This window comes from Komagataeibacter intermedius TF2, from assembly GCF_000964425.1.
GTDB lineage: Bacteria > Pseudomonadota > Alphaproteobacteria > Acetobacterales > Acetobacteraceae > Komagataeibacter > Komagataeibacter intermedius.
In genome coordinates this window covers 67,520-90,215 of sequence record NZ_BANF01000072.1, presented here as the reverse complement: position 1 = coordinate 90,215, position 22,696 = coordinate 67,520, and the positions used below count along the sequence as shown (strand labels likewise).

The following is a 22,696-nucleotide window of genomic DNA, read 5'->3' as shown; positions in this document are numbered from 1 at the left end:
GCTTCCCCTGGAGGGCGCGCTGGTGCCTGAAGGGGGGGGAGGGGTTGTATCCATGCGGTCGGTTTTCTGCCTGTTGTCGGACGGATGTCCTGTCTCTGTAGGACCGGGTCATGCGGGATGGGACAAGGTTACTGATTTGCCCAGTTGCAGTATTAACACGGCGGCGGAACTGTCTAAGTTAGGGAATGTAACATTGTCTGCGCGGTGGGAAAGAGGGAAACTGACGAACGTTTCAATATCGTTTCTTTCCGGTGTTTTCAATGCGTTCATGCCCGCTTACGGTGGCTCCGGCATTGGCGGAAAGTCGCAGCAGGATCGGCAGTGCCAGTGATGCGACCAGCGCGCACGCCATGAATGTCAGGCTGTAATCCTGGCCCTGCCATTTTACGGGCAGTACCGCGCGGCATGCGGCCAGCATCCCGGCGGCGAGGCATATGCCCATTGTCAGCATGACCTGCTGGCAGGTGGAGTACAGGCTGGTTGCCGTTCCCATGCGCGGCTTTGGCATGTCGGCGTATGCGATGGTGTTGTAACCGGTGTAAAGCAGCGTCTGCCCCATCCCGTTCATGGCCAGCAGCGCCAGCAGCCCCCCCATGGGCATGCCCGGCCGGAACCCGGCCAGCAGCAGGCAGACCACCGGCAGCACAAGGCTGGCCGCGCACATCACGGCGCGGAAGCCCCGGCCACGGTAAATGCGTGGCGCCGCGAACCGCATGACCAGCGCGCCAGCCGGGGCGATGAAGGTGATCAGCCCGCTCTGGGCGGCGCTGGCGCCAAAGCGTGTCTGTAGCAGCGATGGCAGGAGGAAGATGATCCCGGCGGTGGCAATGCGGGTCAGTCCCCCCGCAAGGACCGAAATGCGGAAGGTCGCCACCCGCAGCAGCGACAGGTCCAGCACCGGATGCGCCATCCCCCGCGCATGGCGCAGGTAGGCAACTGCACATAGCGGGGCCAGCAACAGCAGCCCGAAGGATACAACGGGCGGAAAGCCCGGATGGGTCAGCATTTCCATGCCGAAGATCAGCCCCGCCAGCCCGGTCGCGGACAGGATGTTGCCCCGCAGGTCAAAGGGGGGTGGACGGATCGCGCGGATCTGGGGAATGAACCGCCCCGTCAGCACGATGGCCAGCAGGCCGAGGGGAATGTTGATATAGAAGATCCACCGCCACGACAGCCATGACGTCAGCACGCCCCCCAGCACCGGCCCGGCCATGGGGCCGATGGTGGCGGGCAGCATGACCCACGCCATGGCGACCAGCAGTTCCGACTTGGGCACGTTCTGCAGGATCACCAGACGGCCAACCGGGACCATCATGGCGCCGCCCGCGCCCTGCACCAGTCGCGCCAGCGCCAGCACCAGAAGGTCGGGCGCCCATCCGCACAGCAGCGAACCGGACAGGAACAGCACGATGGCGCAGCGCAGCGTGGTCCGGCTGCCGAAACGTTCGGCCACATGACCCGATGCCGGGATCAGGGCGGCAAGCCCCAGCATGTAGACCGTCAGCGCGATGCTGGTCTGGGGAATGTCGACATGGAAATCCCCTGCCATGGCGGGCAGCGCCGTGGTCAGGGCCGTACCGTCAATCTGTTCCATCATCATCAGGCTGGCGACGATCAGCGCCATGATCCGCTTGCGCGCGGTGGAGGGTGGCTCCATGCGGGGGGAAGGTGGGGGCAATGTGGGGGAAGCGGTCGTCAAGGGGGGCATGATCATGCATGATATAGGCGGTACGGAACCGTAAGCGCCATCGTGGCGTTACAGGCCTGCGCTACACATCAGCGATATAACGGAGTACGAATCATGTCGGAAGACAAGGCAACGCCAATCGAGAACAAGGCCGAAGGCATCATGGACGAAGGTGTGGGCCGCCTGAAGGATGCTGCTGGTGGCCTGACGGGCAACATGGGCATGCAGGCGGAAGGCAAGGTGGACCAGCTTGCGGGCATGGCGCGTCAGGAATTCGCGGACCTGTATGAAGAAGGCGAGGGCAAGGTCGAACGCGCGGTGACGTTCGTACGCGAACGTCCGCTGTTTTCGCTGGGGATCGCAGCCGCGCTGGGCACCATTGTCGGGCTGATTTTCATGCCCCGTCGCAAGGGCTGAGCCGGGTCGAGTCGTTTTTTTTTCATTTTAAGGGACTCGATGAGTCCACAGCATCTTGCGCAACCCTGCATAAAAATGGTTTCCATCCTTCCAGAACGGAAATTCGATGCGAATCGGGCCGACAGGGCTCGATTCGCATACGGTCAGGAAGGAATGGATGCCCGATTACGCGCTTGAAAACGCCCATGGGGGACGGGTCGCCGGTGTGGATGAGGTAGGTCGCGGCCCGTTGGCCGGGCCTGTTGTCGCCGCGGCGGTCATGTTCCTTTCCGGCGTGCCGGGCGTGCTTGCGGACAGGCTGGATGATTCAAAGAAGCTGAAGCCGGCAGTCAGGCAGCAGCTTTACGATGTGCTGCACACCACGCCCGGTATCCTGATCGGGGTGGGTGCCGCATCCGTTTCCGAAATCGAACGGTATAATATCCTGCGCGCGTCATGGGTCGCCATGCAGCGTGCGGTCGGCCGCCTGCCGCAATCCCCTGAACTGGTTCTGGTTGATGGAAACGCCGCACCTGATTTCGGGTGTCCGGCGCGATGCGTCGTGGGGGGGGATGCGATCAGCCTGTCCATCTCGGCGGCCTCCGTCGTGGCCAAGGTCATCCGGGACCGGCTGATGACCCGACTGGCGCAGCGCTGGCCCGGCTATGGCTGGGAGCGTAACGCAGGCTACGGCACCCCCATTCACCGTGCGGCCCTGATGGCGGATGGCATAAGCCCCCACCATCGCGCGGCATTCGGCACGGTGCGCCGGATCATGCAGGCGTCGGTTTCCCCTTCTTTACCCCCAGAGCGCGGAGCAGCCATCATGCTGAACAATTCATGAGCGGTGCAGTTATGATGGAATTGCCCCTGGACCAGGTGCTGCGGGGCGACTGTGTCGAGATGATGCAGACCCTGCCCGCAGGGTCGATCGACTGTGTCTTCGCGGACCCGCCTTACAACCTGCAGCTGAAGGGCGAACTGCGTCGGCCCGATGACAGCGTGGTCGATGGGGTGGATGACGACTGGGACAAATTCAGTGACCTGAAGGCCTATGATGAATTTACCCGCGCGTGGCTGACCGAAGCGCGGCGCGTGCTGCGCAAGGATGGCACGATATGGGTGATCGGGTCGTACCATAACATTTTCCGTATCGGCGCAATCCTGCAGGATCTGGGGTTCTGGATCCTCAATGACGTGATCTGGCGCAAGTCCAACCCCATGCCCAATTTTCGCGGGCGTCGTTTCACCAATGCGCATGAGACGCTGATCTGGGCGGCAAGGGGACCGGACAGCCGCTATCGCTTCAACTATCAGGCGATGAAGGCGCTGAATGATGACGTCCAGATGCGCTCCGACTGGTACCTGCCACTGTGCACCGGCGGTGAACGGCTGCGCAACGAGCATGGCCTGAAGCTGCACCCCACCCAGAAGCCTGAAAGCCTGCTGCATCGCGTGCTGGTGGCCTCGACCAACGTTGATGATGTGGTGCTGGACCCCTTTACGGGCACCGGCACCACTACCGCCATGGCGCGCAGGCTGCGGCGGCGCTTTATCGGCATTGAACGCCATCCCGATTATGCCGAGGCCGCAATCGGCCGCGCCCGCCGGGAAAAGCCCGTGCCGCTGGACAGCGTGCTGACCACGCCCGCCCGCCGTGAAAGCCCGCGCGTGCCCTTTGGCCTGCTGGTGGAACGGGGCATGGTGCCTGCGGGCACCGTGCTCATGGACCGGCAGAAGCGGGTACGCGCCACCGTATCGCCCGATGGCACGCTGGTCAGTGGACGGCACCGGGGGTCGATCCATAAAATGGGCGCGCTGCTGACCAACGCGCCATCATGCAACGGCTGGACTTTCTGGTATTTCGAGCGCGAGGGTGAACTGACCCAGCTTGATGTGCTGCGCGGTGAAATCCGGGCGGAGCAGGCAGCCGTCGCCTCCTGACCGATGGCGGCGGGGCAGGACAAACCATTCAGGGAAGCGGCAGCATGAACCGGCGTCCCGATCTTGCCGGGCCACATGCCCTGTCCGCGATGGAATGGAACGCGGGCCGCCATTCCGCCCTGCAGACGGATGATTACCTGTTCAGCCAGCTTATCCCCTATATCGGGAACAAGCGTAAACTGCTGGGACTGATCGCGCAGGCGATCGCGGCCACGGGAGAAGATCCCGGCCAGGCCGATTTCGTGGACCTGTTTGCCGGGACCGGCGTCGTGTCGCGCCTGGCCAAGCGGCTGGGTTTTCGCGTGATGACCAATGACTGGGAACCGTATAGCGAGGTCCTGAACCGCTGCCATGTGGCCACGTCCGCCCCGCCCCGGTTTGCAGGGGGACGCGATTATGCGCAGGTCATGGCCGAACTGAACGCCCTGCCGCCGCTGGAAGGCTGGGTGACGCGGCACCTGTGCCCCGATGACGACGTGCAGTATGATACGGCACGTGACCGGATGTTCTATATGCGCAAGAACGGCATGCGTATTGACGCCATCCGCGAACGGATCGCGCAGTGGGAACATGACGGCCTGCTTGATGCCGGGCAGAAGGCGTGCCTGCTTGCGCCGTTACTGTACAGCGCCAGTTACAACAGCAATACCAGCGGCCTGTTCAAGGGGTTCCACCGGGGCTGGGGCGGGCGCACCGGCACGGCGCTGTACAGGATCGCGGCTGACCTGTACCTGCGTCCGGCCTGTTTTATCGATAACGGGCGTGACAACCAGGTCATGCGCATGGACGCGCATGACCTGGCCACGCATCTGCACACGCAGGTGGGGCAGGCTGCGATTACGTATGTGGACCCGCCCTACAACCAGCATCCTTATGGCGCGAATTACCATGTGCTGAATACGATCGCCCTGTGGGACCAGCCGGACCTTGCCCCCAAGATCACGGGGCGGGATAAATCGGCAATCCGGCAGGACTGGCGGACAGAGCGCCGCAGCCCCTACAATCACCGCAGGCAGGCGCTGGTGGCCTATCGTGGCCTGTTATCCGCGCTGGATACGCGCTGGATCGCCACCAGTTACAGCACCGATGGCTTCATTCCGCTGGATGATATGGTGCGCGCCAACTGTGAACGGGGGGATGTCCGGGTTTTTACCCGTGGCTACAAACGCTATCGCGTCAGTCGCCAGCGGTATTCGGCACGTCCCATGACCGTCGAATTCATCCTGCTGACCAATACCCGGCGGCGCAGGACATGTGATCCGGACGGGATCGTGCAGGAAATCATGACCGTGGAAGCCAGCCTGAATTCGCCGGGCGGAGACTGAAGACGTTTTTTAAGGACGGCCTGCGCCCGGAATGAGTTTTGGGGAGGTGGCCTGAAACGTCTGCCCGGAACACATCCGGCAATAACAGGACCGGTGCCGGGGGCGCCTTTTTGAAACAAGACGGCACCCGGAAAGTTTTATTCTTTTTTATCAGCCGTGTATTTCAGCCAATCCCTTAGCTGCCGCCAAAGCCGAGAAACCCGATGGACGGGTCGGCATGGCCACCGGATGCATCATACCGCCGGTCGGCGCTGGCGGTGGTGGATGCATGGTGCGGCATGGTCAGCGGCGGGGTGTCATCCTCGCCTTCCGCAAGGTTGTTGGATGCGAAATGCGGATCGGAATCCGAGAAGGTGCGCATGGACAGCAGCAGGAAGGTGATGTCGTTACGGTTCAGGTCGATCGCCATGTCCAGCGGTGTCTGCCCCAGCACGTTATGGCCCGTCATGTCCGCGCCCCGGTTCAGGGCTTCCTTCGCCGCGCCAAGGCTGCCACGGTTGATGGCGTCAAACAGCGCGTCGGTCGGATTCATGTCGGCGCTGGCGTGACCGTGTTCTTCTTCGCTGGATTCCGCACCGGGCAGGGCGGCAGGCGGGGCCGCAGCCTTGGCCGCACGGCGGGCTTCAGCCTTTTTCGCGGCTTCGGCGGCTTCGCCCTCGGCTTCCGCTTCGTCGGCATCCTGCGCATGGGCCATGTGGATGGGCATGCATACGGAAGGGACGCCTGCGAACAGGGCTGCGACAAGAAGATAAATACCGGATCTGGAAATCATGTCCTGTCCCGAGAGTGAGCGTTCGTCCGGGCGTGCGAAACTGCCATATGCCACCCGACCGTTCTGGTGATTACCGCAAAATGGCGGCGGATGCGATGCCTAATCATCTTTCTGTCAGGAACGGCTTTCCCGCCACCATGCCATAAGCAGCATGACCAGCACGAACAGCCCCACCGTCCAGGCAGGCAGCATGGACGTAGCCTGCTGTCCCGATACGCTGTGCGCGTTGCGCGCGGGGAAGGCAAACCGGTCCGCGGTCGAGGTCACCCGTCCGTCTTCCATGACGACCTGCGGCAGGGATGGCGCCTGCGGGTTATCGCCCAGCCAGTGCACGCCCCCCCCGGTCGCCGCCGCCATGGGGGCCAGCAGGGACGCCGTTGCCCGCAGGTCGGCAAACTCGACCGGGTCTTCGGCGCGCGGGGCGGCAAAGGCCTCATGCCCCGCATCGTCACGCACGGTCCATATCCCTTCCTGCCGCGCGGGCAGGCGCGCACGGGTCAGCCCCGTATTGCCAGCGGGTTCCAGCGTTATGGACTGCGTGGTGCCATCGGGGGCGATGACATGGACAACCGGCGGCGGCCCGGCAGTGACCGAACGGCGGGTAATGGTCATCTGGCCTGCCGATATTTCGGCCTCAAGCTGGTTTTCCTCCAGCTCCGGCTCTTTCATCAGCCAGTGTGAAATGCGCCGCAGCAGTTCGGACTGCGGGCCCCCGCCGCCTTCGCCATGCGACCACAGCCACGCCTGATCCGACAGCAGGAAGGCCACGCGTCCCTTGCCCGCGTGGTCAAGAACCAGCAGGGGCTGCTGGTCCGGGCCGGTCATCAGCACTTCGCCGCCCGCCGTATCCGTATGCAGGCTGCGATACCATGGCCCCCATCCCGGCTGGCCGCCCGCATGGTCGGGCGCGCCCGGCAGGCCGGACGTCACGGGATGGCGCATGCCGGTTTCCGTAAGGTCGGGCCGGAACCGGCGCACGGTCATGCCGTCGGTGGATGACACGTGGGCTGGCAGGATGTCCGATAGCGGCGTGTCCTGCAGGGAACCGGAGGTCAGGAATTCCGGCCCCCCGATCAGCAGCAGCCCGCCGCCCGCGCGGATGTGGTTGACGATATTGCGCAGGTAGGCTTCGGGCAGGATGCCCCGGTTTTCGAACCCGTCCAGGATGATGAGGTCGAACTGGTCGATTTTCTGCTGGAACAGTTCATTCACCGGAAAGGCGATCAGGGCCAGGTCCGACAGCGGCGTGCCGTCATCGCGGTCGGGCGGGCGCAGGATGGTGAAGTGGACCAGATCAACCGACGGGTCGGCCTTCAGCAGCCGCCTCCAGACCCGCTCGCCCTGGTTTGGGGTGCCCGATACCAGCAGCACGCGCAGCCGGTCGCGCACGCCGTTGATGCGGATGACATCGTGATTGTTGCGTGTCGAAACCTCGCCGGGCAGTTCTGGCGCCGACAGGCCCACCAGCATCTCGCCCGGATGGGTGACCGGCAGGGTGATGTCCTGTGGCTGCCCGATCTGCACGGGACGGGAGAAAGTCGTGCCATCCCCCTGCGTCAGGGTCAGCTGGGTGGTGGCGCCGGGGGCGGGATGCGCGCCCTGGTCATCAATCTCGACACGGATGGTCACGTCCTTGCCGACAATGGCGAAGGGCGGGGCCTGCAGCACGCGCAGGTGGCGATCCGTTTCCTCCCCCCTGCCGGTCAGCAGGACATGCAGCGGTAGCAGCGTGCGGTGGCCATGCCCGTCATCGGGGTCGAGCATGTCGGGCACGCCTGCGGGAATGTCATGGTCTTCCCCATCGGTCACCAGCACCGCACCCGCAAGGCGCGAGGGCGGAATATCCGCAGCCGCCTGCTGCAATGCGCCAAACAGCCGCGTGCCGCCATGCCGGGCTTCGCGCAGGGTCACGATGCGCGGCACAAGCCCCGGCACGCGGTTCATCTCCGCCTGCAGGCGTTCGGCCGTGTTACGTGCCATCCCGTCGCGGTTGCGTTCGGACATGGATGCCGACTGGTCCACCACGATCAGCGCGGTTTCAGGCAGCGGGTGCCATGTTTCGGTAATGCGCTGCGGGTTGCACAGCCACGCGATGATGCCCAGCGCCGCCAGCAGCCGCCACACGCTGCCGCGCACCCGCCGCACAAGCCCGATGACCGCGAGTGCGATCATCGTGGCCAGCAGGATGTCGATGCACCATGGCGGCACCTGCGGGCTGAATGCCATCATGTGACGTGACAGGTCGGGCATGCCCATCATTCCCCCAGCCGTTTCAGCAGGGCGGGCACATGAACCTGATCCGCCTTGTAATTGCCAGTCAGCGCGTAAATCACGGCATTGACCCCGAACCGGTAGGCCACCACGCGCTGTTCCGCGCCATCGGGCACGGGGGCGTACGGTGTGTTGCCGCCATCATCCACTGCCCATGCATGCGCCCAGTCATTGCTGCCGATGATGACGGGGCTGACGCCATCATTCGTGCTGTCGCCTTCCTGCGCCACCCATACCGGCATGCCGTCATAACGACCGGGAAAGTCATGCAGGAGGTAGAACGTGCGTGACAGCACATGATGGGTATCCAGCCGGGTCAGGGGGGGAATATCCAGCCCCGCCGTCATGCGCCGCAACGCCGCCGCCGTACCGGGGGCGGACCCGGTATAGCCGGTGGCGGTGTCGGGCGCCGTGGCGGGATCCTGTCCCTGCGTGTCGATCATCAGGATGCCGCCATGGCGCATGTAGGTGTTCAGCGCCGCCGTGCGCGCGGGCGTGGTGGTGGCGTCCGCCGTCACGGGCCAGTAGATGAGTGGATAGTACGACAGGTCATCATGTTCCGGCACGACGCCATCAGGATGGCCCAGCACGGCGGAGGTCCGGGCATTGACGTAATCCGACAGTCCCTGCAGCCCTTCTTTCGAGACATCATCGATATCCGCATGCCCGGTCACGATATAGGCCAGCCGGGTTTCCAGCGCCGCGCGGGGGACGTCGGGGGGAATGTCCTCCGCCGCATGGGCGGGATCATGCAGTGTGCAGGCCAGCAGCAGCATCGCCACGGTTGCCCGGCGGCCCCATTTGCGCCCGCGCTGCATCACGCTTGCCACCCCGTCCACGATCAGCAGCAGTGCAGCCAGGGCCATGAGCACCGGCCCGATGGCAAGGTCGGGCACCTGACCGCGCAGGTCGGATGCCATGCCGATGGCGGCCTGTGGCGCAAGCAGAGCCGGATCATCGCCCGGATTGAGCGCGCGGCGGCTGTTGCGTGGTCCATACAGTCCAGGCGGGTGTTCCGGGGACGGGGCAGTATGGCCAAAGGCATCGGCCCGCAGGGCCTGCGCGCCCGCTGGCGGCGTGACCAGCGCGCCATCGCCATCCAGCGTCATGTAGGGGGCCAGCAGGGTACGGCCCGCCGGTGTCTCGATGCCCGAGGCTTCATCAATCAGGTGCTGCAGCATGCTGACGAACAGCCCCGACAGCGGCAGGTTGGACCATTCCGCCGTGCTGGTGACATGAAACAGCACGACCTGTCCGGCGCCAAGGGCGGCGTGTGTGACCAGTGGCGTGCCATCGGTCAGCCGCGCCCAGCTATGGCTGTCCAGATCGGTGGAGGGCTGCGCCAGGACCTGCCGCGACACCGTGACATCGCCGGGGATGTCAAGGTCATGGAACGGGGAGGATGCGGGGAAGGGGGCAAGGTGTTCTGGCCTGCTCCATGACATGGTGCCGCCCAGCACCCGCTCGCCCCCCATCAGCTGGACAGGCAGCAGCGTGTCCGCAGGCCTGGGGTTGGGGTCGGTATTATTATCCCCGGACTGGACCAGCAGGGGGCCGGCAAAACGGATCAGTGTGCCGCCACTGCGCACCCATGCATCAACTTTCCTGCGGCTGTCCGGGCTGCCCAGCGTGCCATCGGGCGCGATGATGACCGAAAGCGGACGGGCCAGCAGCGTATCCAGGTCCCCTTCGCGCAGTTCGGCGGTGGGTTGCAGCGCACGGCGCAGGTAGAACAGGCTGCCCATGAGCGGCGTGTCGGATGACGTGCTGGCGATCAGCCCCACGGGGCGCTGGCGTTCGCGTTCATCCAGCAGGCGTATCCCCCCCGGCCCGTTCACGCCATCCAGCGACAGGTGATCGACCTTGCCGCGCAGTTCGGCTGGCAGGTCGGGTGTGGCGTCCACATGGTCCTGTCCGGCGGGCAGTGTCACGGGCACAAGGCCCAGCGTGCCGCCCACGGCGGTTTCAAGCCGCAGCTGCCATGTGCGCGGCTGGGGACGTGGCACGGCGCGGATGCGGGTGGCAAGGCTGCTTTCGCCCTGGCCGGGCGGCGCTAGCAGGGTAATGTCCGAACCGGGCAGGTACATGTCCCGCACCGGCCCGATTCTGGCCAGTGCCGCGCCAAACGCGGCATCCGCCGGGGTGGCCAGTCCGTCAGCAATGTAGATGACCGGCCCGTGCCAGCCCTGCTGCGCCAGTTGTGCCAGCGCCTGCGTGGCGGCGGCCCGGTCCACCGGCCATGCACGGGGCAGGAGTGGGTCAAGCATGCCGCGCAGCACCTGTGCCGGCTGCATGGGCTGGACCGTGACGGGGTCCAGTGCGTCATTGCGCGCCGTCAGCAGCAGGCGCGCGCCATGCCCGGTGCGCGACAGGTGGTCCAGCAGCCCGTCCAGCGCGTGGAGGCGCTGCGGCCATGTACCCGCTGCGGCCCAGCCGTTATCCAGCACGATCAGGCAGTCGGCATCGGCAATGCCCGCCTGCCCGCGCGGAAAGACGGGCTGCGCCAGCCCCAGCACCAGCAGCCCCACGGCGGCGCAGCGCAGAAGCAGCCGCCAGAGCGGGGCGGAGGTCGCGTCCGGCGGCGGCGCACTGAGTGCACGCAGCAGGGCCATGGGGGGAAAGGACTGCACGCGCGGCGCGGGAGGCAGGGCATGCAGCAGCCACCACACCACCGGCAGCGCCAGCAGGCCCATCAGCATCCATGGCGCGAGCAGCATCATGGCCTGTTCCCCATGCCAGGCAGGGCATGCAGCGCCAGCAGGGCCTGTTCGGGTGGCTGGTCCGTCAGATGCGGCACGGGCGGGCTGCCCGCTGCCTGACACACCGTGCGCAACTGATCCTGATGGCGCGTCCAGACTGCACTGTACTCGTGGCGCAGCGTGGCGTCGCCATTCAGCAGCACGGTCGTCTCATCCTCCAGCCCGGTAAAGCGTGTATGGCCTTCATACGGAAGGGTGGTCTCCGCCGGGTCGATTATTTCGACCAGCGTGCAGGCCGCCTGCCGCGCGGTCGCCGCGCGCAGGAAGGCCGACAGTTGTGGCACGGGATAAAGCCCGTCGCCAAACAGCAGTACCCGGCTGCGTGCGGGAATGGCGGCGGGCAGGGGCAGGCCGGGTTCATCCACTGTCGTGCGCAGGGCGGCGATCAATGCATGCGCCATCCGTTCCAGCGCCTGTCGGCCCCGCAGGCGCAGCGGCTGCGCGCCGGTCGTGCCCAGCAGGCGGATGTCCTCCCCCTGCCGCAGCAGCATGGCGGCGCAGGCCAGCGCCAGCAGGAAGGCGCGTTCCGCCTTCAGCGGCAGGCTGTCAGCGGACCGCCAGCGCATGGATGCACTGTTATCGCACCAGATGCATATGGTGTGGGGGGTCTGGGCTTCATGTTCGCGCACGAAGGCCCGATCCCCGCGCGCCGACTGCCGCCAGTCGATATGGGTCGCGGCCTCGCCCGGTGTGGCGGGGCGGTACTGCCAGAATTCCTCCCCCACACCCGCCTTGCGCCGGGGGTGGGGGCCACCACCCGCATTCTGCGCGATCCGTCGTGCCGCCACGATCAGGGCGGGCAGGCGGCTGGCAAGTGAATCCGCCAGCGCCGTGGCCGCAACCGGGTGGCGTGGCAGGAAGGGACTGCCACCACCCGCTGGCCCCGACGGGGATACCGCCCGTTCAGGCCCCGGTCGGGTCCGGCCGGACAGCCGCGTGAGAAAGGACAGGGGAGACCGCAACGTCAGCCAATCCGTCCGACCAGTGTGTCGATCAGCGTGGGCAGGCGGACATTTTCCGCGCGTGCGGTAAAGGACAGCGCCATGCGGTGGGCAAGGATGGGGTGGGCCAGTGCGGCCACGTCCTCGATGGTGGGGGACAGGCGGCCATCCAGCAGGGCGCGCGCACGGGTCGCCAGCATCAGCGCCTGTGCCGCGCGCGGGCCGGGACCCCATGCCACGGCTTCGCGTATGGTCGGGTCATCGGTCGTTTCCGGCCGGGCTGCGCGGACAAGCCGCACGATCGCATCCACCACCTGTTCGCCCACCGGCAGCGCGCGCACCAGGTCCTGCGCCGCCAGCACGTCGCTCGCCGCCAGTACGGGCCGGGCCGTGGCGGTGGTGGTGCCGGTGGTGGCCAGCAGCATGGCGCGTTCGGCGCCGGCATCGGGGAAATCCAGCGTCACCTGCATGAGGAAACGGTCAAGCTGTGCCTCGGGCAGGGGGTAGGTGCCTTCCTGCTCGATCGGGTTCTGGGTGGCCAGAACATGGAAGGGGCGGGGCAGCAGGTGGTTGGTGCCCGCAATGGCCACCTCGTGTTCCTGCATGGCCTGCAGCAGGGCGGACTGGGTGCGGGGGCTGGCGCGGTTGATTTCATCGGCCATCAGCAACTGGCAGAAGACCGGCCCCGCCACGAAGCGGAAGCTGCGGCGGCCGCTGTCGTCCTCATCCAGTATCTCGCTGCCCAGAATGTCCGATGGCATGAGGTCGGGCGTAAACTGCACGCGCCGCGCATCCATGCCCATGACGTGACCCAGCGTTGTGACCAGCAGCGTCTTGCCCAGTCCCGGCGCACCCACCAGCAGCGCGTGACCACCCGACAGGATGGCGGTCAGCACAAGGTCGATCACCCGGTCCTGCCCCAGTATGACACGGCCGATTTCCGCGCGTGCGTCACGCAGGCGGCCGCCCATGCGTTCGGCCTGGGCTGCGATCTGTTCGCCCGTGGGGGCGGAGGGGGATGTCATGCCCGCCTGCGGCGCCGCATGGAGGGGGGAGGTATCATCCATGGTCATCATTCCAACAGTCTGACAGGTCCGGGGGTTTCATCAAGCCGGTGTTGATCCCTATATCAAGTCCAGCAGCTTCCATAGTGTCGGGTTAACGCAATTGATGGACGATTTCGAGACAGGTGAGACCATGCCCTCCCTTTCCATGGGGCGGACGGCGGGCACATGCGGCGCGCTGCCGTTCCTGATCCGGCGGGACGGGACATGGCTGTACCGTGGCTCCCCCATTCGCCGCAAGACGATGGTCTGCCTGTTCGCATCCACCCTGCGGCGTGATGCGCAGGGTGGCTACCGCCTGCAGACCCCGGTCGAGCGGGGCACGATCGAGGTGGAGGACGCGCCCTTCGTCGCCACCCATCTGGAATGGCATGGCTGCGGGCGGGGGCAGGTGCTGTCATTCCGCACCAATGTGGACCAGGTGATCTGCGCGGGACCGGACCACCCGATTCGCTGTGCATGGGACGTGCCGTGCGAGGGCTGCGGCACGGGGCCGGTGCCCTACCTGCATGTGCGCGACGGGGATGGCGCGCTGCCGATCGAAGCCAGGATCGCGCGGCCCGTCTATTACGAACTGGCGGCGCTGGCGGTGGAGGGCAACTGCCGTGGCGTGCCATGCCTGGGGGTATGGAGCCAGCATGCGTTTTTCCCCCTGTCCGTCATGCCGGATGAGACCTGCCCATGACGGGCACCAGCCTGCTTGATGGCCTGCGGCGGGACATGCCCGACATGGCAGGGCACCTTGCGCGGATATGGGGTATCCTGCCCGATGCGCGGCTGGTGGGCGGCGCAGTGCGCGACCTGCTGTGCGGGCGCGGGGTGTCGGATATCGACCTTGCCACCCCGCACGCGCCCGACGCGGTCATGGCGCGGCTGAAGCCGGCGGGGATACGGGTGGTGCCTACGGGCCTGTCGCATGGCACGGTCACCGCCGTGCTGGACGGTCATCCCTTCGAGATCACGACCCTGCGCCGCGATGAGGAAACCGATGGCCGCCACGCCACCGTGGCCTGGACCCATGACTGGCGCGAGGACGCGGCCCGGCGGGATTTCACCATAAACGCCATGTCGTGCGACAGCGCGGGCGTCGTGCATGACTATTTTGGCGGGCAGGCCGATCTTGCGGCAGGGCGTATCCGCTTCGTGGGGGACGCCCGGCTGCGCATTACGGAAGATGCGCTGCGTATCCTGCGTTTTTTCCGGTTTCAGGCCCGTTATGGCGGTGCCGCGCCCGACCGGGAGGCCATTGCGGCCATCACCGCCCTGTCCGGCATGATCGACCGCCTGTCGGTGGAGCGGGTGTGGTCGGAACTGCGCCGTATCCTGATCGGGCCGCATGTGGCGCGTACGCTGGCCCAGATGCATGATAGCGGCGTGCTGGGCCATGTCCTGCCCGAAGGCTACGACATCGACCGCCTTGCATGCCTGCTGTCGTGTGGCGCGCCAGCGGATGCGGTGCTGCGCCTTGCCGCCCTGGTATCGGGCGATGTGCGGGAGGTGGCGCGGCGGCTGAAGCTGTCGCGTGCCGACACCACGGCGCTGGCGCAGACACGTGCGGACCCCGTGCCCCTGCCGGACATGGGGGACGACGTGCTGGCGCCCATGCTGGCCGATCATGCGCTACGTGACCTGCTGTGGCGCACATGGCTGCGTCAGGCCGACCTTGCCGGACACCGGGACACGGCATGGGACGCCCTGCGCGCCCGGCTGGATGGTATGGAAAAACCGGTCTTTCCGCTGGCCGGGCGTGATATCATGGCCACCGGGCGGGCATCAGGGGCCATGGTGGGCCGTGTGCTGGCGCAGGTGCGGCAGTGGTGGCTGGAAAATGGCTGCACCGCAGGCCATGCGGACTGTGTGGCGCGCATGAACGCGGTATTGCGGGACAGTCCGACTGGCGCGACATAATTTGTAACCATGTGTCGCGGCCCTTTGTTTTGGGTCGTCATGCGGTTATAGCCCGATTGATGAACGCGATTAAACCGCCCACGCCCGACAGGCAGGCCGCACCCACGGATATGGTGTCGTCACGCAGCCTGATGCGGCGGCTGTGGCATGATGAACTGGCCTGCCACAAGCTGCGTATCCTGGGTGTCATGGTGCTGACCGCGCTCATGGCCATTTTCAGTGCGCTGTACCCGCTGGTCATCCAGCGCGCGCTGGACATGTTTGCCGATCATGACCCGCGTATCCTGTATCAGGTGCCGCTGCTGGTGGTGGTGATCACGGTGGCGAAGGCCATATCGCAGTACGGGCAGTCGATCGCGGTGCAGTCGCTGGTGCTGCTGGTCATACGCGGCCTGCAGCAGCGCATGTTCCACCATCTGGTCCATGCCGACATCTCCCGCATCGAAACCGAGGCCCCGGCCCAGATCGCCGCCCGCTTCACCACCGACGCCGTCGCGATTCGTGAGGCGATGATCCGCGCCACCAATGCCCTGGGCGACGCCGTGACGGTGGTGGGGCTGATTGCGTCCATGCTGTACATGGACTGGGAACTCAGCCTGATCGCCGCTGTGCTGTATCCCATCGCGGCCATGCCGGTGCGCAGGCTGGGCAAGCGCCTGCGACGGGAGTCGGGCGGCGTGCACGAACAGGTGGGCGAGACGAGCGCGATGCTGACCGAAAGTTTCAGCCAGTCGCGCACGATCCGCGTCTATCGGCTGGAAGGGGCGGAAGAACGCCGGGCGGCGCATGTGCTGGACGGGTTGCATGCGGGCCTGCTGCGCATTGCCCGTGGCCGTGCGCGCGTGGACCCGATGCTGGAGGTACTGGGCGGGATCGCGGTGGCGGCCGTGCTGGGCTTTGCCGGGTGGCGCGCGACGCAGGGCGGCGCCACGCTGGGGGATTTTTCGGGGTTTGTCGCCGCCCTGCTGCTGGCGGCACGGCCATTGCGCGCGCTGGGCACGCTCAATATCGCGTTGCAGGAGGGGCTTGGCGGCCTGCAGCGCGTGTTTGACGTGATTGACGAACCGGTGGCCGTGGCGCAGGCGCCCGATGCGATCGACCTGCCGCCGGGCGGGGGCGATCTGCGATTTGAACAGGTGACGTTCCGTTACCCCGATGGCCGCATGGGGCTGGAGGGGCTGGATTTCGTGGCAAGTCCCGGCCTGACCGTGGCGCTTGTCGGTCCGTCGGGGGCAGGAAAATCCACCGCCCTGTCGCTGATCCCGCGCCTGCATGACGTATCGGGCGGGCGCATTACGCTGGATGGCGTGGACCTGCGCCGTCTGGTCCTGTCGCAACTGCGCGACGCCATTGCCTATGTCAGCCAGGACACGCTGCTGTTTGATCTGTCGGTCATGGACAACATTCGCATGGGCAACCCGCAGGCAAGTGATGAGCAGGTGCGCACCGCCGCCCGCGCGGCGGCGGCGGATGAATTTATTCAGGCCCTGCCACGCGGATATGACACGGTGGTCGGTCCCGGTGGGCAGCGCCTGTCGGGCGGGCAGCGGCAGCGCGTGGCGCTGGCGCGCGCGCTGCTGCGCAATCCGCGCGTGCTGCTGCTGGATGAAGCGACCAGCGCGCTGGACAGCGAAAGCGAAGCCATTGTCCAGAACGCCCTGACGCACCTGCGCCACGGGCGCACGACCATTGTGGTGGCCCACCGGCTGTCCACCGTCCGGTCAGCCGATCTTGTCGTGGTCATGGCGCAGGGCCGCGCGGTGGAATGTGGCACGCATGATGCGCTGATGGATGAAGATGGCCTGTATGCCCGCATGGTGCGCAATCAGGCCTTTACACTGTAAACTGCGCTGAATGTGCGTCTGGGCCGGTGATGGCGGTTGAAGTGTTGCAAGCTTCGTGCCATGGATTGACCGACCCGTTCGGTCAATGCGTGGATGACAGGATCAGGGGCTGCAATCAAAGTGATGATGAGGGAAGCAGATGGCCGCGGACGAAGGCAAGGCACCTGAAGACGGACAGACCGCACAGGACAAAGGGCACGAACAGGAAAAGGCTTCCCCCCGGCGCAAGGTAATCCTGATCGGCGTTCTGGTGGTGGTGGCCGTTCTGGCCGGGCTGTACTGGTTCCTGCACCGCAATGAAGTCGAGACGGATGACGCCTTTACCGCCGGTCGCGCCGTGGCGGTGGCGCCCCATGTATCGGGTTACGTGACCGAACTGCTGGTGAACGATAACCAGTTCGTGCACCAGGGCGATGTCATTGCCCGCATTGATGACCGCAACTGGCGCGCCCAGCGCGATCAGGCGGCGGCGGCCGTGGATATTGCGCGTGCGCAGGTCCGCAACTACAGCCTGCTGGCCGAAGTGGCGAAAAAGAATTTCCCCGGCCACCTGATGGTGGCGCAGGGCCAGCTGGTGGAAGCGCAGGCCCAGCAGTTTCGTGCGGAAACCGATTATCGCCGCCAGCATGGCGTAACCCGCGAGGCGACATCGCAGCAGAATATCGATTACGCCACTGCGGCCCTCAATGCCGCGAAGGCGAAGGTGCTGGAGGCACAGGGCAACCTTGAAACCGCCCTGCCGGTCATTCCCAATATTTCCAGCACCGAAGCCCGCGTGACCGAACAGCAGGCCCAGCTTGCGCAGGCGGAAGCCAAGCTGCGTGAGGCGGAACTGAATGTGGAATGGACATGGATCCGCGCCCCGCATGACGGCTGGATTTCACAGCGTAACATCGAACGCGGCACCTATGTTACGGCGGGCCAGACCGTGGTGTCGGTTGTCGAACCCGAAATATGGGTCGTGGCGAACTACAAGGAAACACAGCTGACCCACATGCGCCCTGGCCAGAAGGTGGATATTGCGGTCGATGCCTATCCGTTCCTGAAGCTGAAAGGGCATGTTGATTCGCTGCAGCTGGGCACGGGGGCGACCTTCAGCGCCTTCCCGCCGGAAAATGCCACGGGCAACTATGTGAAGATCGTGCAGCGCGTGCCGGTCAAGATCCTGATTGACGACGGGCTGCGACAGGACCTGCCGCTGTCGATCGGCCTGTCGGTTGAACCGACGGTCCACACGGAATGAGCGCGCAGGCAGCATCCACCGGGGCAGCCGATGGCACGAACTGGAAACCGAAACACAATCCATGGCTGATCGCCGTGGTTGTGACGGTGGCCGCATTCATGGAAATCCTGGACACCACCATCGTCAACGTGGCGCTGCCGCATATCGCGGGGAATCTTTCATCCACGTATGACGATGCGACATGGACGCTGACATCCTATCTGGTGGCGAACGGGATCGTGCTGACGATTTCGGGCTGGCTGGGCAAGCTGTTCGGACGCAGGCACTATTTCCTGATCTGTATTTCCATGTTCTCTCTGTCGTCGTTCCTGTGCGGCATTTCCACCAGCCTGCCCGAACTGATCCTGTTCCGGCTGATGCAGGGGTTCTTCGGGGGCGGGCTGCAACCCAACCAGCAGTCCATCATCCTTGACACGTTCCCGCCCGACAAACGCGCCGCCGCCTTCGGCCTGACCGCCATCGCCACCGTCGTGGCGCCGGTGCTTGGTCCGTCGCTGGGGGGGTGGATCACCGATAACTATTCCTGGCGGTGGGTGTTCTTCATCAACGTGCCGGTGGGCATGCTGGCCACCATCGCGGTGTCGATCATGGTCGAGGACCCGCCATGGGCGCGCAAGCAGAAGGCGCCGCTGGATTTCGTGGGCATCGGTCTGATCACCATTGGCTTCGGCTGCCTGGAAGTGGCGGTTGACCGTGGCGAGGATGAGGACTGGTTCGGTTCGCGCATGATCGTCATCATGGCCATCCTTGCCTTCCTTGGCATTGGCGGCGCGGTTGTCTGGCTGTTGCGGGCGAAAAATCCGGCGGTGGACCTGCGGGTGTTCAAGGACCGCAATTTCGCGGTGGGCACAGGGCTTATGGGCGCGGTGGGGGCGCTGCTGTATTCCTCGGCCATTATCGTGCCGCAGTTTTCGCAGCAGATCATGGGTTATACCGCCACCCTGTCCGGCCTGATCCTGTCGCCCGGCGGCATGGTGGTGATCGTGCTGATCCCGCTGGTGGGGATCGGGATGAAATATATCCAGCTGCGCTACATCATCGCGTTCGGCTTCTTCCTCATGGGGGTTTCCATGCTGTGGTCGGCGCAACTGGTGCCTGATCTGGATTTCCGCCATCTGGTCCTGTTCCGCATGAGCCAGACCGGAACGATGGCCTTTCTGTTCGTCCCGATTTCCACCATTACCTACGCCACGCTTCCACGCGAACTGAATGCCGATGGGTCGGCCCTGTTCAGCATGGCGCGTAACGTTCTGGGGTCACTGAGTATTTCGGGGGCCACGGCGCTGGTGACCGAACTGCGTCAGGCGCACCAGAACCAGATGGTCCACTGGATGACGCCCTATCACCAGCCGTTCAACGAATATCTGGCCCATGGCCGCGCGGTGGCCGTCATGCGCGGCTATGCGCAGGGAGCGCTGAATAATGTGGCCATGGGGCGGCTGTACAAGGAATTCCAGCGTCAGGTCGCCATCCTTGCCTATAACGAGGTCTTCATGATCCTTGGCATCGGCTGCATGCTTGTCGTGCCTTTCTGCTTTCTCATGTCGCCGCTCAAGGGCGGGGACAAGTAAACTGAACCGCTCCGGGACTGGTGGGGACCATTTCTTCCGGGAAGAGCGGCTGTTCAGCACATATGCTGAACAGATGGGGCAAAAAGACTGCGGCCCATGCCGTTACGGTGTCACCACCGATCAGTAACCCGGCATCCGTCAGGGTAACCGTGTCGGCATGCAAAGTGCAGGCGAACCTATTTTTGGGTGTCGACTGACAATCCCGATCCTGCCAGTCCCCTGACGGTGGTCATGCGTCCAGTGAACAGCTGTGGACGCGGCACCGGATCGGGGATGACCGTTATGGCATCCAGAATGGCCGTCGCTGCAATGCGCGCCGATGCGGGGTCGCGAGCGTGCAGGATGCAGAGCGGCTGCCCGGTTTCGATCCGGTCGCCGACATGAGCCATATCACTCAGCCCGACACCATGATCGATCCGATCATCAGGCAGCATGCGCCCCGCGCCCAGTCCGACCATCGCCATACCTACGGCAAAGGCATCGACGACCGCCACGTAACCCGAGACTGGCGCGACCACTGCCAGACGCTCCGGCGCAAGGGGCCACAATATATCGGGATATCCTTCCACGCGGCCTCCCATGGCGCCAATCATGCGCCAGAACCGGGCAAGCGCACTTCCGTCCGCCAGCCTGAGTGCGAGCATTTTCCGTGCGTCCGCCGTGTCTGTTACAATGCCGGCCATCAGAAGAACCTCGATCGAAAGTCCCATCACCAGTTCCTCAAGGCGCGGGTCGCGGGCACCCCCCGAGAGGAAGCGGAGAACCTCGTGCAACTGCGGGTAGCTGCCCACGGCGCTCCCCATAACTTCGTTCAGTTGCACGATCGGTACGACCATCGGTAGCGCCGCCAGTTCGGCGGTTTCGATCAGGCTTGCCGCTAATGTTGCGGCTTCCCCTGCATCGGCCATGAAAGCAGCCGATCCATAGTTCACACTCATGACCAGCCCCGATGCACCCGAAGCCAGTTTCTTCGAGAGGATCGAGGATGTAATCAGGGCGACGCTCTCCACCGTCGCGGTTACGTCACGGACACGATAGATCGCGGCGTCAGCAGGGGCGATATCCGGCCCCGGCCCGATAATCGCCGTGCCTGCCTCCATCACGGCGTGGCGCAGTTCGTCGGGTGAAAGCGCAATGGCCGCGCCCGTCGCCTCGATCAGATCAACTTCACCGCCAGTGTGCCCAAGGCCGCGTGCCGTGATCATCGGCATGTGGACACCGCAGGCCGCAACCAGAGGCGCAAGGATCAGGCTGACCTTCTCGTCTCCGGTGCCCCCCGAGGAATGCTTTTCGATCAGGCATCTGGAGGGAAGGCCGGTCGCGGACCAGTCGATCACCGTGCCGCTGTCGCGCATGGCAAGGGTTAGGGCCGCAGTTTCGGCAGCATTCATGCCGTGCTGATAGACCGCCATGGTGAAGGCGCCGATCTGCCCTTCCGAGACGCGACCAGTGCTGATTCCGGTGATGAATTCCGCAATGTCTGCATCTGTCAGCCGGCCGCCGTCACGCTTGATCCGCAGGATCCCTGCGGGAGACAGACTCATTCCCGCCCCGGGGCGCTGTTCCGCCCCGGCCAGGGCGGCGCATCGATCAGGTCAGGACCGGGGGGCGGGCCCGTCTCGGTTTCGGGCCTGCCTGTCCATGCCTGTGTATTGTTCGCAGTGATCATCTGGGTGAGTGACTCCTGTTGTTTGCGCGGCACATTCCTGCAGAAGGCTTCCTGATCGGGTTTCGTGGCTTGCCTGTGCCTGTCGGGGCTGTCACGCGGTCCTGAATTCGGTGAAGGCGTCGATCCAGCGTGGCTACTGAGTGGGGGAGGGCAGCCGGGTGTCGGGCCGTTATCGACGCCGTGGGAAGGATACAGCCACGACTCATTTCGATTGAGCAATAAGAAATTCACGATAATTCCCAACAGGCCCTGATAAGGAACAGTAAAGGAGCTGGGGGCCGTCTTTTTCAAAAAAGCGACGTTTCCTGAAGCTTTAAACGCCCTTATGCTTATCTGATGTTTGCTGGGGAGGTTTTTCAGACAGCCTCTTATCGATTCTTTGAGGACAGCAGGGGGCCGTATCCATGTCAGGTATTATCAGGGTCGTCTGTGCGGCGGTCATCGTGCGCGAGCGCCTGCTGGTCGTGCGCAAGCGCGGCACGACCGCCTTCATGCTGCCCGGTGGCAAGCCCGATGTGGGGGAACGCCCCGAACAGGCACTGATGCGTGAAATACGTGAGGAACTGGGCTGCGCGCTGACGCCGGGGGCGGAACTGGCTGGTGATTTTACCGACGTGGCGGCCAATGAACCCGGCTTTACCGTGCAGGCCCGCATCTGGACCGGGCAGTTGCACGGCACGCCGGATGCTGCGGCCGAAATTGCGGAACTGCGCTGGATCGGGGCAGGGGACATGGCCAGGCTGGACCTTGCTCCCCTGTTGCGGGGCAAAACCATGACCGCCCTCGTGCGGGCGGGGCTTATGCCTCAGGCGGCAATGGCGTAAGGGGCGAAATACGTCGCAAGCTGCGTGTAGATGTCTTTCTTGATGCCGACATTCAGCAGCGGCAACCGGTCCAGCGGAACCCATTTCCACATATCGAATTCCGCAGGCAGGTGCGTATCCAGCCTGATATCGGAATCCTGACCCAAAAAGCGCAGGGCAAACCACTTCTGCGTCTGGCCGCGGTAACGGCCACCCAGCGCCTTGCCAATCAGGTGCGCGGGCAGGTCGTAGCTGAGCCATTCGGGATAGGTGCCAATGATTTCGGCGGTATTGGTGCCGATTTCCTCATGCAGTTCGCGCAGGACCGCGGTCTGTGGGTCTTCCCCTTCATCAATGCCGCCCTGCGGGCACTGCCACACGCCCTGATCCGGGGGGCCGCCCGCGCCATCCATGTCGGTGCGGCGCGCGACAAGCACCTTGCCCTGTCGGTTGAACAGCAGCGCCCCCACATTGGGACGGTAGGGCAGGTCGGTCATGG

General features: G+C 65.0%; 19 protein-coding genes. 10 read left to right on the top strand and 9 right to left on the bottom strand.

Features of this window, described 5'->3' with window-relative positions; all coding sequences use genetic code 11:
* Positions 1-232 precede the first annotated feature (232 nt).
* A complete protein-coding gene (locus B7449_RS11395) occupies positions 233-1,624 on the bottom strand; it encodes an MFS transporter (protein WP_039734741.1) in 1,392 nt (463 codons plus the stop codon).
* Between the two features lie 177 nt (positions 1,625-1,801).
* Between B7449_RS11395 and B7449_RS11390 the strand changes: the two genes are divergently transcribed.
* The 4 genes from B7449_RS11390 to B7449_RS11375 all read left to right on the top strand — a co-directional run bounded on the left by B7449_RS11390 (position 1,802) and on the right by B7449_RS11375 (position 5,352).
* Entirely contained in the window at positions 1,802-2,104 is a 303-nt protein-coding gene (locus tag B7449_RS11390) for a CsbD family protein (RefSeq protein WP_039734739.1), read from the top strand.
* Between the two features lie 157 nt (positions 2,105-2,261).
* Complete coding sequence (locus B7449_RS11385) at positions 2,262-2,927, top strand: ribonuclease HII (protein WP_039734738.1); 666 nt, start codon at positions 2,262-2,264, stop codon at positions 2,925-2,927.
* Positions 2,924-4,027: a site-specific DNA-methyltransferase gene (locus tag B7449_RS11380; RefSeq protein WP_039734737.1), complete on the top strand. Its 1,104-nt coding sequence runs from the start codon at positions 2,924-2,926 to the stop codon at positions 4,025-4,027. Before B7449_RS11385 ends, B7449_RS11380 begins: the two co-directional genes overlap by 4 nt.
* A 44-nt stretch (positions 4,028-4,071) precedes the next feature.
* Positions 4,072-5,352, top strand: coding sequence for a DNA adenine methylase (locus B7449_RS11375; RefSeq protein ID WP_039734736.1), 1,281 nt, complete (start codon positions 4,072-4,074; stop codon positions 5,350-5,352).
* Positions 5,353-5,527: 175 nt separating this feature from the next.
* Here the strand turns inward: B7449_RS11375 and B7449_RS11370 are convergent, their stop codons facing one another.
* The 5 genes from B7449_RS11370 to B7449_RS11350 form a co-directional block, all read right to left on the bottom strand.
* Complete coding sequence (locus B7449_RS11370) at positions 5,528-6,124, bottom strand: ankyrin repeat domain-containing protein (RefSeq protein ID WP_039734735.1); 597 nt, start codon at positions 6,122-6,124, stop codon at positions 5,528-5,530.
* A 114-nt stretch (positions 6,125-6,238) separates the two neighbouring features.
* A complete protein-coding gene (locus B7449_RS11365) occupies positions 6,239-8,383 on the bottom strand; it encodes a VWA domain-containing protein (RefSeq protein WP_082084830.1) in 2,145 nt (714 codons plus the stop codon).
* The gene (locus B7449_RS11360) at positions 8,380-11,115 is read right to left on the bottom strand and encodes a DUF4159 domain-containing protein (protein ID WP_039734734.1); all 2,736 of its coding nucleotides are present in this window, start codon (positions 11,113-11,115) and stop codon (positions 8,380-8,382) included. Before B7449_RS11360 ends, B7449_RS11365 begins: the two co-directional genes overlap by 4 nt.
* Positions 11,112-12,116, bottom strand: a complete 1,005-nt coding sequence (locus B7449_RS11355; protein ID WP_039734733.1) for a DUF58 domain-containing protein — start codon at positions 12,114-12,116, stop codon at positions 11,112-11,114. Before B7449_RS11355 ends, B7449_RS11360 begins: the two co-directional genes overlap by 4 nt.
* 2 nt (positions 12,117-12,118) lie before the next feature.
* Positions 12,119-13,171, bottom strand: coding sequence for an AAA family ATPase (locus tag B7449_RS11350; RefSeq protein WP_039734732.1), 1,053 nt, complete (start codon positions 13,169-13,171; stop codon positions 12,119-12,121).
* Positions 13,172-13,265: 94 nt separating this feature from the next.
* Between B7449_RS11350 and B7449_RS11345 the strand changes: the two genes are divergently transcribed.
* The 5 genes from B7449_RS11345 to B7449_RS11325 all read left to right on the top strand — a co-directional run bounded on the left by B7449_RS11345 (position 13,266) and on the right by B7449_RS11325 (position 19,725).
* On the top strand, positions 13,266-13,844 hold the full coding sequence (locus B7449_RS11345) for a DUF1285 domain-containing protein (protein WP_039734731.1): 579 nt from the start codon (positions 13,266-13,268) through the stop codon (positions 13,842-13,844).
* The gene (locus B7449_RS11340; protein WP_039734730.1) at positions 13,841-15,067 is read left to right on the top strand and encodes a CCA tRNA nucleotidyltransferase; all 1,227 of its coding nucleotides are present in this window, start codon (positions 13,841-13,843) and stop codon (positions 15,065-15,067) included. The genes B7449_RS11345 and B7449_RS11340 overlap by 4 nt, the downstream gene beginning before the upstream one ends.
* Before the next feature lie 59 nt (positions 15,068-15,126).
* Entirely contained in the window at positions 15,127-16,911 is a 1,785-nt protein-coding gene (locus B7449_RS11335) for an ABC transporter ATP-binding protein (RefSeq protein WP_039734728.1), read from the top strand.
* 139 nt (positions 16,912-17,050) lie between these two features.
* On the top strand, positions 17,051-18,154 hold the full coding sequence (locus tag B7449_RS11330) for an HlyD family secretion protein (protein ID WP_039734727.1): 1,104 nt from the start codon (positions 17,051-17,053) through the stop codon (positions 18,152-18,154).
* Entirely contained in the window at positions 18,151-19,725 is a 1,575-nt protein-coding gene (locus B7449_RS11325; RefSeq protein ID WP_010512788.1) for a DHA2 family efflux MFS transporter permease subunit, read from the top strand. The genes B7449_RS11330 and B7449_RS11325 overlap by 4 nt, the downstream gene beginning before the upstream one ends.
* A gap of 176 nt (positions 19,726-19,901) precedes the next feature.
* On the opposite strand, the gene B7449_RS11320 is transcribed toward B7449_RS11325, so the two are convergent.
* Together B7449_RS11320 and B7449_RS23525 are read right to left on the bottom strand one after the other, a co-directional pair.
* Positions 19,902-21,269, bottom strand: a complete 1,368-nt coding sequence (locus tag B7449_RS11320) for a thymidine phosphorylase (RefSeq protein ID WP_048883628.1) — start codon at positions 21,267-21,269, stop codon at positions 19,902-19,904.
* The gene (locus B7449_RS23525; protein WP_264996580.1) at positions 21,266-21,394 is read right to left on the bottom strand and encodes a hypothetical protein; all 129 of its coding nucleotides are present in this window, start codon (positions 21,392-21,394) and stop codon (positions 21,266-21,268) included. Before B7449_RS23525 ends, B7449_RS11320 begins: the two co-directional genes overlap by 4 nt.
* A 404-nt stretch (positions 21,395-21,798) precedes the next feature.
* Here B7449_RS23525 and B7449_RS11315 point away from each other — a divergent pair, with 404 nt between their 5' ends.
* Positions 21,799-22,218, top strand: a complete 420-nt coding sequence (locus tag B7449_RS11315; RefSeq protein ID WP_039734726.1) for an NUDIX hydrolase — start codon at positions 21,799-21,801, stop codon at positions 22,216-22,218.
* Here B7449_RS11315 and B7449_RS11310 read toward each other — a convergent pair.
* A complete protein-coding gene (locus B7449_RS11310; RefSeq protein ID WP_039734725.1) occupies positions 22,200-22,694 on the bottom strand; it encodes an RNA pyrophosphohydrolase in 495 nt (164 codons plus the stop codon). The genes B7449_RS11315 and B7449_RS11310 overlap by 19 nt on opposite strands.
* Positions 22,695-22,696 lie beyond the last annotated feature (2 nt).